We start from the raw sequence: 15,687 nt of genomic DNA on the forward strand, positions 1-15,687 counted from the left end.
ACGAACAAAACATGAAGAAAATATTTTACTTCGCTGCTCTTGCAGTGGCTTTAACATCTTGCCAGCAACAGGCAAAAATTGGATTTGTAGATAATGGGGTGGTGATTAATGATTACCAGGAGAAAAAAGATGTAGAAACAAAATATCAAGATAAAGAAGCGGCGTTTAGAAAAAGAGCAGACAGTATAGGTCAAGCCTTCCAAATGGAAGTTCAGTCTAAGCAAGCCGAAGCTCAAAAGTCCTCTCAGGCAAAAGCTCAGGAAATAATGACTACGTTGCAAAAAAAACAGCAGCAGTTGCAACAGCAAATGCAAATGGAGCAACAGATGATGCAACAGGAATTTCAAACAGATATTGATTCTGTAATTAATCGTGTAAAAGCGTTTGTTAAAGATTACGGAAAAAATAATGGCTACACGTATATTTTAGGAACCAGTGAAGCTGCTGCCACTGTAATGTACGGTTCTGAAGAAGATGATTTAACTAAAACGATTACTGATGCTTTGAATGAAGCATACAAAAAGTAAAAATAGTTTCAGTTTTATATATAATTTAGGCTCAGATTTAATTTTCTGAGCTTTTTTTATAAAATGTAATTTAATTATAAGAAATTTCTGTCGATTAAATTACAGGATATCAGAAACAATTCTAAGTCTCGTTCGTTGACAGAGTAAACAGCCTCGAGGCAAGCCCAAGAGGTATTAAATGAAATTATAATTTAATTTCGAGATATGACATTGAGTTTTTATTCTCGATTATCTAGTAAAATTTTAACCCAAATTGATTTTGAATTCAGTTTTAAAATCGGACTTATATAAAACGTTTAATCTTAAAGTAAATTAATTTTTATGAAGCACGTTGTGTTTAGCTTATGTATATTGTTTAGCTGTGTGATTTTTGCGCAGGATAAATATACCATTAGGGGTACATTAAAAGATAAAGCCAATGGCGAAACCATTATAGGGGCTACAGTCTTTTTAAAAGGTACTTCTAACGGTGCCATAACCAATGAATATGGTTTTTATTCATTAACGGTGGCTGAAGGCGATTATACGGTTTCTGTATCGTATTTAGGATATAACACCATTACAAAAACCATCAGTTTAACGGCTGACATGACCTTAGATTTTGAATTGGAAGAATCTGCCATGTCATTAAATGAAGTTGTTATTACCGCTGAAGAATCTGAACAGATTGCTATTAGAAAACCACAAATGAGTGTATCCAAATTAAATTCTGGGACTATTAAACAGATTCCGGTGGTTATGGGTGAAGTAGATGTATTAAAGTCCATTCAAACATTGCCTGGGGTTACAAATAATGGCGAAGGCTCATCAGGTTTTAATGTTCGTGGTGGTGCAGCCGATCAGAATTTAGTACTTCTTGATGAAGCTATTATTTATAATACATCCCACTTTTTTGGTTTCTTTTCAGTGTTCAATGCCGATGCCATTAAAGATATTAAGCTTTATAAGGGCGATATTCCAGCCAATTTTGGTGGAAGGGTGTCATCTGTGTTGGATGTTCGACAAAAGGACGGTAACAGTAAGGATTTTAGTTTAAATGGTGGTGTTGGGTTAATATCAAGTAGGCTGGCAGCTGAAGGACCTGTGTTTGGTGATAAAGGTTCTTTTTTAATTGCAGGAAGAACATCTTATGCGCATTTGTTAATGAAAGCTATTGATGATTTAAAAGATGATAAAATTTCATTTTACGATTTAAACCTAAAGACCAATTATCAGATTAATGATAATAACCGAATTTATTTATCTGGATATTTTGGTCGCGATGTATTTAATTTGTCTACAATCATTGAAAATAACTACGGAAATGCCACTGGAAACGTGAGGTGGAATCATATTTTCAACGATAAGTTGTTCTCTAATTTATCGCTTATATACAGTAAATACGACTATCAAATTATTCTTGATTTTATCGAGTTAGATTGGATTGCCGATATTAAAAACTACAACCTTAAGTACGATTTAAAGTACTATTTAAACGATAAGATTAATTTGGATTTTGGTGTAAGCGGAATAACTTATAATTTAAATCCGGGAGAAGTCAAACCAAGCTCCGAAAGTTCCTCTATTAATTATTTAAAATTAGATGATAAACGGGCGTTTGAAGGTGGTTTATACGTAAGTGCTGAGCATGAAATTACTAAAAATCTATCGGCGCAATACGGTTTGCGTTTTAGTACCTTTTCAAGATTAGGCGGACAGAGTATGACGAATTACGTTAATGACCAGCCAGTAGTTTACAATCCGGAATTAGATATTTATGAGCGCGGTGAGGCTTCAGATGAAACTTACTATAAAAAAGGGGAAAGCATTAAAAATTTCAGCAATTTCGAACCGCGTTTGGGCTTGTCTTATCAACTGAATAGTAATGCGGCATTGAAAGCAAGTTATACCAAATCGTCACAGTATTTGCATTTATTGTCAAACACCTCTTCAGTAACGCCTTTAGATGTATGGACTCCTAGTGGACAGTATATAAAACCGCAAATTTCAAATCAGTATGCGATGGGGTATTTCAGAAAGTTTAAGAATAATACTTATGCATTAGAGTTAGAAACCTATTACAAGACTATCGATAACCGAATTGACTATATAGACGGTTCAGATTTAATAGGAAATAATAACATAGAAACCGAAATTTTAAACGGGGAAGCCCGTGCTTACGGTTTAGAATTGTTACTAAGAAAAAACAAAGGAAAATTTACAGGCTGGTTTGCTTATACTTTATCAAAGTCAGAGCAACGTACCTTAGGAGGAAAAGCAGGAGGGCCGGGCATAAACAATGGGAATTGGTATAATACGCCTTACGACAGAACACATGATATTTCGGTTACTGGAAGTTATAAACTGAATGATAAATGGAATTTCAGCTCGAATTTAATATTTCAAACCGGGAGACCGGTAACCTATCCAAACGGACAGTACAATTACGAGGGACTTTCGGTGGCCACTTATGCCAATAGAAATGAAGATCGTTTACCAAGTTATCATAGATTGGATGTATCTGCAACATATAAGCCAAATAGAAAGCCAGACAACCGTTGGAAGGGTGAATGGGTATTTGGTATTTATAACGTTTATAATCGAAAGAATGCAGCCTCTATTTCGTTTAATCAAAACGATCAAACAGGCTTAAATGAGGCGTCTCGTATTTCGATTTTCGGAATCATTCCTTCAGTAGCTTATAATTTTAAATTTTAAACAGAATGAAACGATATATAAAAAACATAGTGGTACTAATCATGGCGAGTTTAGGGTTATTAGCTTGCGAAGATGTAATAGAAGTAGAGGTGCCAACAGGGGAAATTAGATTAGTAATTGAAGCTTCTTTAGATTGGGAAAAAGGAACTTCAGGAAACAATCAAACTATAAAATTAAGTACATCAACACCGTATTTTGAAACCACTAACAATACAGCTGTAACTAATGCGACGGTAACGGTAACAAATTTAGATACAAACGAAGTTTTTGATTTTACAAATCAAAACGATGGCACTTATACAACTACAGTTTTTGTACCGGTTGAAAATAACCAATATCAATTAGATGTGGTTTATAATAACGAAACATACACCGCTATCGAGACTTTAATTCCTGTGCCAGATATCAATGCCGTTAATCAGTCCCAAGATGGTGGTTTAGATCCGGATTTATTGGAAGTAAATGTGTATTTTGATGATCCCGCTGATGAAGATAATTTCTACCTGTTTAGATATTATGAAGACGGTGATTTATTTCCATATTTTGAAGATTATTCAGATGAGTTTTCTAACGGAAACGAAATTCATGATTTCTTTGAAAAACAAGAAGATGATGATAATGATCAAGCTGAATTTCAACCGGGAGATACTGTCGATATTAATCTATATGGTATTTCAGAAGGCTACTATAATTACATGCGTATTTTAATAGAGCAGTATTATTCAGGAGGTAATCCTTTTTCTTCAAATGGTGTTCAATTAAAAGGAAATTGTATCAATACCACGAACGCAGAAAATTATCCATATGGCTATTTTAGAGCCACACAGGTTGTAAAAACAAGCTATACGTTTGAATAAATAGATAAAAGAAATAGTGAAAAGTTTGCGAATTTGAAACAGTGTCTAATAGCAGAAAACGTTGTGACAAATTCGCTTTTCACTCTTCTCACTTAAAATACTCCCAGCATAAGTTTTAGCTATTAAACCAGTCTTGGAGGTTAAGATTTTGGGAACAAAAAAAGGATTAACTCACTAGCTCTATCTAGTTCATTTAAAATCTCTCGTTTATATTAAAACAGTCGAAAGTAGATTTACCCTACTTTTTATTTTAATTTTTTTAAATTTGGTTGTCAGGCCCTAAGAATTTTAGCAAATTATGGACAATGAAAATCAATCTGTTTGTGAGGAGAAAACCTATGAAATGATCTTCAATATACACTCGGAGTCACTGTATAACTTCATATATTATAAATGTGGTGATCAGAACCAAGCCGAAGACATTGTCCAGGAAGCCTATATAAAACTTTGGAATAATTGTTCAAAAGTACTTTTTAAAAAAGCAAAATCTTATCTCTATACGGTATCACGTAATCTCTTTTTAAATGAAGTGGCGCATCAAAAAATTGTTTTAGATCACCAGTCTAAACAAATAAAACAAAACAATATTGAAACGCCAGAATTTCTTTTAGAAGAGCAGCAATTCATGGAAAAATTAAAAAGAGCGATAGCGAATTTGCCTGAAAAACAACGTGAAGTTTTTTTGTTAAGCAGGATTGATAAGAAGAAATATAGTGAGATCTCAGAGATTGTAGGCATCTCTATAAAGGCCGTAGAAAAACGCATGAGTCAGGCCTTGGAATTGTTGCGAAAGCAAATAGTTGAAATTTAAAGTAGGGTAAAACCGTAATTAACTGTTTTAGAAGTATAATAACTTATTTTTTCATGGAGGGGTTTAATAAAGATGAATCATTTTTAGCGCGCTGGGTTGCTGGTGAATTAACCAATGAGGAGCTTAAGAATTTCAGAAATTCTGAAGACTATGCGCTGTACAGTAAAATTAACGAAGCCTCTCAAACCTTAAAAACTCCTGAGTTTAATAAAACCGAAACGTTTAATAAAATCCAAGCCAGCACGATTAACACGGGTTTAAATCCTAAAGTTAAACAACTTGTTCCGCTTTGGAGTTATGCCGCCGCTGCAGCAATTGTTATCGCTTTTGGTTTATTTTATTTTACATCAGCAACAAATGAATATACGACTGACTTTTCAGAGCAATTAGCTATTATACTTCCTGATGATTCTAAAGTACAGATGAATGCTAATTCAGAGTTAGAGTTTAAAAAATACAATTGGTTAGACAATAGAACCTTAAACCTTAAAGGGGAAGCTTTTTTTGAGGTTGAAAAAGGAGAAACGTTTACAGTGCTAACATCTCAAGGGACAGTAGAAGTTCTTGGAACGGAGTTTAATGTTATTGCCAGAGATGGTTATTTTGAAGTGCAATGCCGTGAAGGTAAAGTGCTTGTAACAAGTAAACCTGCTAATAATCAAACGGTGTTACTTCCAGGTAATGCCGTGCGTATTGTAAATAATAAACTGGAACCCTGGGAATTTAATGCCAAAGAACCAAGCTGGGTTATTGGTGAAAGTACATTTTTTGACGCCCCCATTAAACAGGTTTTAATTGCCTTAGAGAATCAGTATCAAATAACAGTTGATGCGTCTCAGATAGATTTAAACAAAAGATATACCGGTGGGTTTACCCATAAAGATTTAAATCTTGCTTTAAGAACGGTTTTAATACCAATGGATCTTACCTATAATTTTAATGCTGAAAAGCGCGTTATAGTTTTAGAATCAAGTAACTAAAATTAGATTAATAATATTATTTTAAATTTAAGGTGTTATTTGAATGAACTTAACCGCATAAATGAAACATAAATTAACGTTACTTTTTCTGTTAGTTTCCTTTTCTATGCTTTCACAAGAGAGAGCATCGGTAAGTTATTTAAATATTCCAATAGCTCATGTTTTTCTTGATTTAGAATCGAAATTCAATGTTAAATTCTCGTATAATTCAAAGTTGATAGGTGAGCAATTATTAACCTTCGAGGCAAAAGAGATTACTTTAGAAGAGGTTTTGTTTGATATTGAAGCATTAATTGATATTAGGTTTAAAAAGGAAACAGAACGCTATTATACGGTTCAAAAAATTAAAAACCGAAGTGTAACCGACACGCAGCATCTGGAGCAGGTGATAGTTCGGGAATATCTTACTTCTGGAATTAATGAAAATAATGACGATACTTCAATCATGTTATCTCCAGAAAAATTGGGAATATTACCTGGTTTAACTGAGCCCGATGTGTTACAAAGTATTCAATTATTACCTGGTGTTCAAAGTCCTACAGAAACGGCTTCAGGTTTATTTATAAGAGGAGGGACTCCCGATCAAAATTTAGTGCTTTGGGATGGTATTAAAATGTATAATTCAGGACATTTTTTCGGAACCATTTCAGCGTTAAATCCTTATATAACGCAAGATATTAAGTTGTATAAAAACGGAACGAAAGCGCGATTTGGTAATCGAATTTCAGGGGTTATTGATATTACATCAGATGAAGATATTCCTCAAAAAATAACAGGTAGTACAGGCTTTAATATGACCCATACCGATGCGAATTTAAAATTACCATTAGGGGAAAAGGCTGCAGCTATGGTGTCTGCAAGGCGCTCCTTAGCTGATGTTTTTGAAACGGAAACCTTTAGAAATTTGTCTAATAGAGTATTTCAGGAAACCAAAATATCGGAGGGAAATAAAGTGACCGAAGATGATGAGGTAACTACGACTAAAGATTTATTTTATTTTAATGATTTCACGGTAAAGGCAATTCTTAAACCTAATGAAAATAACACGTTTTTGGTTAGTAATTTATTTACAAAAAATAAACTGGACTATGGGTTTTTAATAGAAGCCTACGACGAAGCTTCACAAGATAAATTAGATATTAAAAATCAAGGGTCAAGCGTGAAATGGAAGCATTGTTATAATGATGTTTTTACACATGAATTTAGTGCATATTATTCAAATTATGATTTTGAATATACCGGTATAAATTCTATTCCAGAAGAATTTAGTAATCGACTTAATAAACAAAATAGAGTAGAAGATTTGGGACTAGCTTTCGATAGTAATTACAATTTGGATAGTGCTTCGACATTAGGTTTTGGGTATCAATTTTCGTCTAATAAAGTTAATTACGCACTGAGTTTTGAAGACAGTGAAAGTCCGGAGGATAATTATACCGAGTTTAATTTTAAAACTAATAATAACCATGCTGTTTATGGTGATTATAAGTATTGTGTTTTGGATAAATGGTTATTGAATTTCGGAGTAAGAGCCAACTATTTTTCGGTAGTAGATAAACTCTTTTTTGAACCGAGGTTTCAGTTAGAAACTAGACTTTTACCAAATATAAAATTTAAAAGTTCAATTGAAAATTTACACCAATCGGTTAGTCAGGTTATTGAGTTTAACACACAGGAATTCGGTTTGGAAAATCAAATATGGGTATTATCTGATGGCGAAGACATTCCTGTTTTGAGAAGTTTTCAGGTGACTTCCGGTTTTGTTTTTGATAAATCGGGCTGGTATTTTGATGTTGAAGGGTATTATAAAGACATCGATGGTTTAACATCGTTTACCTTAGGTTTTGATAATATCGATGACTTCTTCTCAAAAGGAAAAAGTAAGGTTTTAGGGCTTGATGTATTGGTAAAAAAGAAAATACACAATTACCGGACCTGGATGAGTTATTCACTAATGAATAATGATTTTACGTTTAATACCATCAACAATGGTTATGCTTTTCCAGGTAATTCAGACATTACACATCATTTTACTTGGTCGCATACTTACGAATGGAAACATTTAGAGTTTTCTTTAGGCTGGAATATCAGGACGGGTATTCCTTATACAAAAGCGAATGGCTTAATAGAAACCTCGGGGGATCCCATAATTGATTTTGAAGAAACTAACGGTGCAAGATTACCAAACTATCATAAGTTAGATATTTCTGCCACGTATAGCTTTAATTTTTCTAAAAATGAACGCTGGAAAGGAAAACTCGGTGTATCGTTTTTGAATGTTTATAATCAAAAAAATGTGTTGAGTAGAAAATACGAAATTGCTCAAAGCACAGAAGATGATAGTCTTGTGCTACGCGAAATCAATAAGAATTCATTAGGATTTACCCCTAATGTTGTGTTTAGAATAGATTTTTAAATGGTTATTCTTTTTTATGAAGTAAACGAGTCAGTTTAATCGATAAATCGGTTAAAATGATTTTTGAATTCCCGTTACGTTCAATATGGTAAATAGCATCTTGTAGCTCATCACTAATTTCCATAATGTTATTACCGTGAATAAAAGGCGCAAAATTTTCCAGTTTAAACTTTTCGATTTTTGGCTCTAAATAGACTAAATTGTCTGCGCTATAGTTTAACAACAAGGCTTGTCTGAAGAAATCTAAACAAAACTTAAGAAATTGTTTTTGGGTTTCTCTACCAGTTTTAGAGATGTCTTCACTCCACGAAATTAAATCGTGAATAGCTGCTTTATTTCCTTTAGCTTTAAATGCACTACGTACCCAGAGAATAAACCAGGTTTCAAACTGAATATCTTCAGAATCCTGATAAACTAAATCGCAAGCTTTATTATAGTTTCCGTTAGATTGATGTGCAATTTTCGTGGCTGCAGCATCGTTTAAATCGTATTTGTTTTTAAGTGTTTCTTTAATAACCTCTTCGGCTAACGGTGGAAAATGCAATACTTGACAGCGAGAGCGAATCGTATTTATAATTTGCTCTTCATCTTCTGCGATAAGCAAGAAAATTGTTTTAGTTGGTGGCTCTTCAATAAGCTTTAAAAGCTTATTAGCGGCTGCAATGTTCATCTTTTCAGCCATCCATATAATCATCACTTTATAACCACCTTCATACGATTTTAACGAAAGGGCTTTTACAATATCCTGAGCTTCATCTACACCAATTTGACCCTGTTTGTTATCTACCCCTAAAAGTTTATACCAATCGAAAAGGTTTCCGTAAGGCTGTTCTTTTAATAATTGACGCCATTCTTCCAGATAATGACTCGAAACGGGATGACTTTTGGCTTTTTCACTAGTTGTTACTGGAAAGGCAAAATGTAAATCGGGATGTGATAGGTTGTTAAACTTTAGGTTGCAAGATTCATTGCCAGTGTTATTTTCCCCGTTATTATTTTTACAAAGTATATACTGAGCGTATGCAATGGCCATTGGTAAAGTGCCCGACCCCTCTGGTCCAACGAATAATTGGGCATGCGGAATTCGTCCATTATCAACACTTTGTGTTAAATGGGATTTAATATAGTCTTGACCTAAAATTTCTGAAAATAGCATGAGACAAATATAACCGAATTCACAAAAGAATTCATAGTAACTCTTGCAATAAGACTAATTAACAGGCAGATTGTCGAAATTGTGACAGGGTTTTATATTTTTCTATTAGATTTGAAAAACCCTTTTAATCTATTCATTTTTAGTTGTTTAAAATTAAGAGTCATGAACAAAACTACAATCGCTTTTCTATTTTTGGTGGCCTGTTCATTTATTCTTAGGGCTCAGGCTTATAAGCAGGGTTTCGATGCCAGTAATAAAGACAATTGGGCATATACAACTAATATTCCGTTTTATTCAGAACAAAATGGAACCGATGTATGGGGAAGAACTTCCCAGGCTAATGGTAGGATTCCCAGAGCGTTTTCAGGAACAAGTTATATTGCTGGGCGTGATTTAGATAATGAATATTCTGAAGCAGCAACAGGGAAAGCTTCTCCAGAGCATATGTTGTTGTTTGATCCGATTGAATTGAATGGCGTTCCTGCCGATATTTCGTTTCGAGCACAATATGTTAATCTAAAATCTTCTGATTATATCTTCTTTGAAATAGCTTTCGATAACGAAACCGAGTGGACGAGATATGATTTTCACGAAGATATATTTAAAACGGCTCTGTCAGGCAGGTTTAATTCTAACGGTTGGAAACATCTAATGTATAATGTGCCATCTGGGCATCAATACGTACGCATGCGATTAGTAATTTACCAAAATGGAAATGCTTACTTAGGTTTTGATGATTTTGAGTTAACTATGAAAACCTTGTCCCCAGATAATTTAAGTATGGAAGGATTTTCTTTTGGACCAAACCCAACCAAAGATTATTTAAAAATTAAAGCTCATGTTGTTCTAGATGAGGTGTCAATTTACAATGTTTTAGGAAAAGAGGTGTTGAGTAAGAGTATTAAAAGAAACGAAGTTAATTTAGATTTATCGAATCTGCCTAACGGTATTTACATTGCAAAAGTGACATCAGGACATACGTCTAAAAGCATTAAAGTAATTAAGAAATAAGCCTAAATTCAATAATAAATGTAATCCGAATTACTGTATTAGTGGTTCGGATTTTATTTTTTTTAAAATTATACGCCGGTTACATCGTTTTCGTAAAAAAAGGCGTTTTAAAGCTCTATTTAATTAGTTACATTTGTGAAACAAATTAATTAAGAATAAGAATGAAAACGCTAAACGATTTTAACTTCAAAGATAAAAAAGCACTAATCCGTGTAGATTTTAATGTGCCTTTAGATGAAAATTTTAATGTAACAGATGCGACACGAATTGTTTCTGCAAAACCAACCATTATAAAGGTTTTAGAAGATGGCGGGAGTTGTATTTTAATGTCTCATTTAGGGCGTCCAAAGGGGGTACAGGATGAGTTTTCATTAAAGCATATTGTAGCAAAGGTTTCTGAAGTTTTAGGAATTGAAGTGAAATTTGTTTCAGAATGTGTAGGAGCAAAAGCTGAAGCTGCCGCTGCAGATTTACAACCAGGAGAAGTATTGTTACTTGAAAATTTACGTTTTCGTGCAGAAGAAACAGCAGGAGATAAAGACTTTGCCGGTCAATTGGCAAAACTTGGAGACATCTATGTGAACGATGCGTTTGGTACGGCACACAGAGCGCATGCTTCAACAACTATTGTAGCTCAGTTTTTTCCTGAAGATAAATGTTTCGGAAGTTTACTAGCTCAGGAAATTGAAAGTATAGATAAAGTGATGAAAACGGGAGAAAAGCCTGTTTTAGCTATTCTTGGTGGTGCTAAAGTATCTTCAAAAATCACTATCATAGAAAATATTTTAGATAAGGTAGACCACTTGATCATAGGTGGTGGTATGGCCTTTACATTTGTTAAAGCTCAAGGCGGGAAAATAGGGAATTCTATTTGTGAGGATGATAAAATGGATTTAGCCTTAGATATCTTAAAGCAAGCGAAGGAGAAAAATGTTCAGGTTCATATTCCGGTAGATACTATTGCTGCCGATGCGTTTAGTAACGATGCTAATACTCAGGAAGTAGATATTGATGCGATTCCTGATGGTTGGGAAGGGGTTGATGCCGGACCTAAATCAAGAAAACAATTCCACGATGTAGTAATGCAGTGTAAAACAATTCTTTGGAATGGTCCATTAGGTGTTTTTGAAATGGAAAGCTTTGCCCAAGGAACAATTGAGTTAGGGAATTCAATTGCTGAAGCGACTAGAAATGGAGCATTCTCATTAGTTGGAGGAGGTGATTCCGTAGCTGCTGTTAAGCAATTCGGTTTTGAAGATAAAGTAAGCTACGTAAGTACCGGAGGTGGTGCTATGCTTGAAAGTTTAGAAGGAATTGTGTTGCCTGGGATCGCTGCAATTCAGGAATAAACCTAATTAAGTTTTTAATTTAGCTTAAAAAATACGATTTTAGCCATATTATCGTTCAATAACGTAATGAATTGATTTTATGGCTTTTCGCTTTTTTATAGTTGTATGTTTTGTGTCGTTTACGAGTGCTTTCTCGCAAACAAATGGTGTTGAGGTAGAAGAAAAGACTGATGTTTCTCAAAATAATGTCGTTTTAAAGGATTCTTTAGTGGATGGAAAAAAGCCTAAAGTAACCCAAGTTCTATTTCAAAACGACTCACTTTTAATTCAAAAATTTGAAGATAATTTTTTAGCGGCTGGTGTCGATGAAAAATGGTTAGAAGAATTATATAGTAATTCGCTTTACGATACGGTTTACAATTCGGTTGCTCAAATGAATTTTGAGGAAGTCGAATATCCTGAATTACCTACCGATACTCTAAAGTCTAGGTTAGCCTTATTAAATGCTAGAACACCTTTTAATGTAGAATACAATCCAAGTTTGGAGAGTGTTATTAAAGGGTATTTAAAAAACCGTAGAGAGTTATTACAACGCTTAATTAATTTAAGCGCCTTTTACTTTCCAATGTTCGAACGCGAATTGGATAATTACAATTTGCCATTAGAGATAAAATACTTAGCAGTTGTTGAATCAGCGTTAAAACCTAGGGCTAAATCTAGAGTAGGAGCGACTGGTTTATGGCAGTTTATGTTTAGTACCGGTAAAATGTATGGTTTAGATGTAAGCAGTTATGTCGATGAACGTAGCGACCCAATAAAGTCTACTGAGGCAGCTGCAAAATATTTATCTAAACTTTATGAAATTTTTGGTGATTGGGATTTAGCTTTGGCGGCTTATAATTCTGGCCCTGGTAACGTAACAAAAGCGATTAGAAGATCTGGAGGCTATCAGAATTATTGGAATATAAGACATAATTTACCACGTGAAACAGCGGGATATCTTCCGGCATTTTTAGCCAATATGTATATTTTTGAATACGCCGAAGAACATGGGTTTACCAAGCCCAAACCGGAAGTGGCGTACTTTGAAACTGACACTATTCGTGTAAAGCAAATGATTACTTTAGATCAGGTTGCCGAAGTAACAGGTGTGGCTATTGAGGAGCTTCAGTTTTTAAACCCATCGTATAAATTAGATATTATTCCGTTTATTAAAGATGAAAATTACACCTTACGTTTACCAAGAACGGTAATAGGTGATTTCGTTACCAACGAAGAGCAGATTTATGCGTTTGCCAAAGCCGAATTTGATAAACGAGAAAAGCCTTTACCTCAGTTTTTTGATGCTGATGCTAAAACCATTTACAGAGTTCGATCGGGTGATTTCTTAGGCAAGATTGCTAGAAAGTATGGTGTTAGAGTAAGTCAGATTAAGCAATGGAACGGATTGCGAAGTAACGATTTAAGAATAGGTCAACGATTAACGATATACCCTAGAAACCCTAATATGGCTGTTGCTAATAATGCTACAACAAAAGTTGTGTCTGGTAACGCAACGACTTATGTTGTTAAAAGTGGAGATACACTTTGGGGTATTTCTCAAAAATTTCCTGGAGTTTCTGTTCAAAATATTAAAGATTGGAACGGTATTCGCGGTAATACTTTAAAACCAGGAATGAAACTTAAAATATCTAAAGGATAATTCCTTAAATTTATCGAACTATGAGAACTCTTTTTGTTTCAATTTTAACTCTATTACTTATGGTGTCATGCGGCGATAAAAAGTCGTCGGATAAAAAAATCATTTTAGATTCATCTGGAAATATCAATAATGTTTCAGTGATTTTAGAAAATGATTTATGGGATGGTAGAATTGGAGACGCCATAAGAAATGTACTTGCCGCGCCTATTTACGGACTTCCTCAAGATGAACCTACTTTTACTTTGAGTCAGATACCTCCATCGGTGTTTTCAGGCTTTGTAACCAAGAACAGAACGATTTTAAAAATTGAAATGAATAAGGAGCCGGGTATAACCTTTCAGGATAATGTTTATGCTCAGCCTCAGAAAGTAATCGTTGTTTCAGGGAAAGATAGAGAAGAGATTGTAGGTTTAATTCATGAAAATGGTGATGCTATAGTGCAAACGTTTAGAGCCATGGAGTTAAAGGAAAGACAACGCCAAATGGCTAAATCACCTCATAATTTTGAATCTATAGAAATGAAATTAGACTTAACTCTAAAATTTGCTTCAGCTTATCGTATTGCCAAGGAAACAGATAATTTCTTTTGGATTAGAAAAGATATTACCACAGGAACCACGAACTTAATGATTTACGAATTGCCGCATTCAGCTATTAAAAGAAACGATAGTGTAGTTGGGCAAATCATTAAAATTAGAGATTCAATTGGTCAAACTCATATAGAAGGAACTGTTGAAGGAACGTATATGGTAACCGAAAACGCTTATACACCATTTTTTGAAGAAACGATATTAGACAATAAACCAGCTTTTGAGGTTAAAGGTATTTGGGATTTGAAAAATGGTTTTATGGGAGGTCCCTTTTTAAGTTATACTATAGAAGATAAAACGCATGACCGGTGGGTGGTGATTGAAGGCTTTGCGTTTGCGCCATCGGTTGAGAAACGCGATTATATGTTAGAATTAGAGTCTATAATAAAATCGGTTAAAATAGAGTAAAAACGATATTTAAATACATAAAAAAAACCAGCTGATTCAGCTGGTTTTTTTTTATGTATAAAAGATGATACTTATTGTTTATCTTCTTTTTTGTCTTCGTCTTTACTAGCGTCTTTAAATTCTTTAATTCCGCTTCCTAGTCCTCTCATTAATTCAGGGATTTTTTTACCTCCAAATAATAATAAAACTACTATAACTATTAGAGCTATTTGTAATGGTCCAATAGCGCCTAAGAATATACTTGATGAGATCATAATTAAAAATTTAGTTTCGCAAAGTTAATAATTAAAGTTTAATAAAATCGTTATTAACAATAACTTTAGAATAAAGCAAAGCTATTACACTATAATTTTAATTATTTTTGTTTTTGTCATGGAGGATAAAAAGAAAAGACCTAAAAAAATAAAACGCAAATTACTCGATAAGTACCGTTTAGTTATTCTAAATGAAAACACGTTTGAGGAGCGGTTATCTTTAAAATTAACGCGATTAAATGTGTTTGTTATAGCGTCGTTATCTGCCATATTTTTAATGGTTGTAACCTGTTTAATTATAGCTTACACACCTTTAAGGGAGTATATTCCGGGGTATTCCTCTGCTGCTTTAAAAAAGAAAGCTACGGAACTCAATTATAAAACCGATTCATTGCAGCGCGTATTAGCTTTGAATGACCGTTATTTTGAATCCATAAAACAGGTGCTAAAAGGAGATGTTAGCGTATCAGATGTGAATAAAGATTCCATTATTCAAGCCGTTAAGTTAGAAGCCAGTCAGGTTGATTTTACACCAAGCGCCGAAGATTCTTTGTTAAGAGAAAAAGTAGATAAAGAGGATAAATATAATTTGTTTGAGTCGGCAACATCTGCTTCAAATTTCATCTTGTTTTCTCCGGTTAATGGCACAATAAGTGAAGCTTATAATGTTAAGGACAGGCATTATGCAGTAGATATTGTAGTGGCCAAAAATACACCAATAAAGTCGGTTGCCGATGGTATAGTAATTTTTGCCGAGTGGACGGCAGGCACAGGGTACGTTGTAATTATAGAGCATAGTTACGGTTTGATTTCGGTGTATAAACATAATGCTTCGGTAACCAAGGCACAAGGCGATTTGGTTAAGGCTGGAGAAGTTATTGCGACGTCTGGTGACGAAGGGGAGTTGTCTACCGGACCACATTTACATTTTGAGCTTTGGAATGACGGGTATCCTGTTAATCCAACAAATTTTATAGATTTTAACTAGT

The 15,687-nt window shown here is 34.0% G+C and carries 13 protein-coding genes; 11 read left to right on the plus strand and 2 right to left on the minus strand.

Annotated elements, in window-relative coordinates; all coding sequences use genetic code 11:
• The first annotated feature begins 11 nt into the window (after window positions 1-11).
• The 6 genes from ICJ85_RS04825 (at window position 12) to ICJ85_RS04850 (ending at window position 8,288) form a co-directional block, all read left to right on the plus strand.
• Window positions 12-527: an OmpH family outer membrane protein gene (locus ICJ85_RS04825; RefSeq protein ID WP_188222648.1), complete on the plus strand. Its 516-nt coding sequence runs from the start codon at window positions 12-14 to the stop codon at window positions 525-527.
• A gap of 321 nt (window positions 528-848) precedes the next feature.
• On the plus strand, window positions 849-3,224 hold the full coding sequence (locus ICJ85_RS04830; protein WP_188222649.1) for a TonB-dependent receptor: 2,376 nt from the start codon (window positions 849-851) through the stop codon (window positions 3,222-3,224).
• Window positions 3,225-3,229: 5 nt separating this feature from the next.
• The gene (locus tag ICJ85_RS04835; RefSeq protein ID WP_188222650.1) at window positions 3,230-4,081 is read left to right on the plus strand and encodes a DUF4249 domain-containing protein; all 852 of its coding nucleotides are present in this window, start codon (window positions 3,230-3,232) and stop codon (window positions 4,079-4,081) included.
• 298 nt (window positions 4,082-4,379) lie between these two features.
• Window positions 4,380-4,892 carry an RNA polymerase sigma factor gene (locus ICJ85_RS04840; RefSeq protein ID WP_188222651.1) on the plus strand — a complete coding sequence of 171 codons (513 nt, stop codon included), beginning with the start codon at window positions 4,380-4,382 and terminating at the stop codon, window positions 4,890-4,892.
• A gap of 53 nt (window positions 4,893-4,945) precedes the next feature.
• Entirely contained in the window at window positions 4,946-5,872 is a 927-nt protein-coding gene (locus ICJ85_RS04845; protein WP_188222652.1) for a FecR family protein, read from the plus strand.
• A 61-nt stretch (window positions 5,873-5,933) separates the two neighbouring features.
• Complete coding sequence (locus ICJ85_RS04850; protein ID WP_188222653.1) at window positions 5,934-8,288, plus strand: TonB-dependent receptor plug domain-containing protein; 2,355 nt, start codon at window positions 5,934-5,936, stop codon at window positions 8,286-8,288.
• Between the two features lie 4 nt (window positions 8,289-8,292).
• Here the strand turns inward: ICJ85_RS04850 and holB are convergent, their stop codons facing one another.
• Window positions 8,293-9,444, minus strand: coding sequence for a DNA polymerase III subunit delta' (gene holB, locus ICJ85_RS04855; RefSeq protein ID WP_188222654.1), 1,152 nt, complete (start codon window positions 9,442-9,444; stop codon window positions 8,293-8,295).
• A gap of 162 nt (window positions 9,445-9,606) precedes the next feature.
• On the opposite strand from holB, the gene ICJ85_RS04860 reads away from it, so the two are divergent.
• The 4 genes from ICJ85_RS04860 to ICJ85_RS04875 all read left to right on the plus strand — a co-directional run bounded on the left by ICJ85_RS04860 (window position 9,607) and on the right by ICJ85_RS04875 (window position 14,444).
• Window positions 9,607-10,455, plus strand: a complete 849-nt coding sequence (locus tag ICJ85_RS04860) for a T9SS type A sorting domain-containing protein (RefSeq protein WP_188222655.1) — start codon at window positions 9,607-9,609, stop codon at window positions 10,453-10,455.
• Between the two features lie 161 nt (window positions 10,456-10,616).
• Entirely contained in the window at window positions 10,617-11,804 is a 1,188-nt protein-coding gene (locus ICJ85_RS04865; RefSeq protein ID WP_188222656.1) for a phosphoglycerate kinase, read from the plus strand.
• Between the two features lie 79 nt (window positions 11,805-11,883).
• Window positions 11,884-13,446 (plus strand): LysM peptidoglycan-binding domain-containing protein, encoded by a 1,563-nt coding sequence (locus ICJ85_RS04870; protein WP_188222657.1) that lies wholly within the window; start codon window positions 11,884-11,886, stop codon window positions 13,444-13,446.
• A gap of 20 nt (window positions 13,447-13,466) precedes the next feature.
• A complete protein-coding gene (locus ICJ85_RS04875) occupies window positions 13,467-14,444 on the plus strand; it encodes a DUF4837 family protein (RefSeq protein WP_188222658.1) in 978 nt (325 codons plus the stop codon).
• Window positions 14,445-14,515: 71 nt separating this feature from the next.
• Here ICJ85_RS04875 and tatA read toward each other — a convergent pair whose 3' ends face one another.
• Window positions 14,516-14,698 (minus strand): twin-arginine translocase TatA/TatE family subunit, encoded by a 183-nt coding sequence (gene tatA, locus ICJ85_RS04880; protein ID WP_188222659.1) that lies wholly within the window; start codon window positions 14,696-14,698, stop codon window positions 14,516-14,518.
• A 118-nt stretch (window positions 14,699-14,816) separates the two neighbouring features.
• On the opposite strand from tatA, the gene ICJ85_RS04885 reads away from it, so the two are divergent.
• Window positions 14,817-15,686, plus strand: a complete 870-nt coding sequence (locus tag ICJ85_RS04885) for a M23 family metallopeptidase (protein WP_188222660.1) — start codon at window positions 14,817-14,819, stop codon at window positions 15,684-15,686.
• Window position 15,687: the final 1 nt, after the last annotated feature.

Origin of the sequence: Aestuariibaculum marinum, assembly GCF_014596975.1 — a bacterium.
GTDB classification, from domain to species: domain Bacteria; phylum Bacteroidota; class Bacteroidia; order Flavobacteriales; family Flavobacteriaceae; genus Aestuariibaculum; species Aestuariibaculum marinum.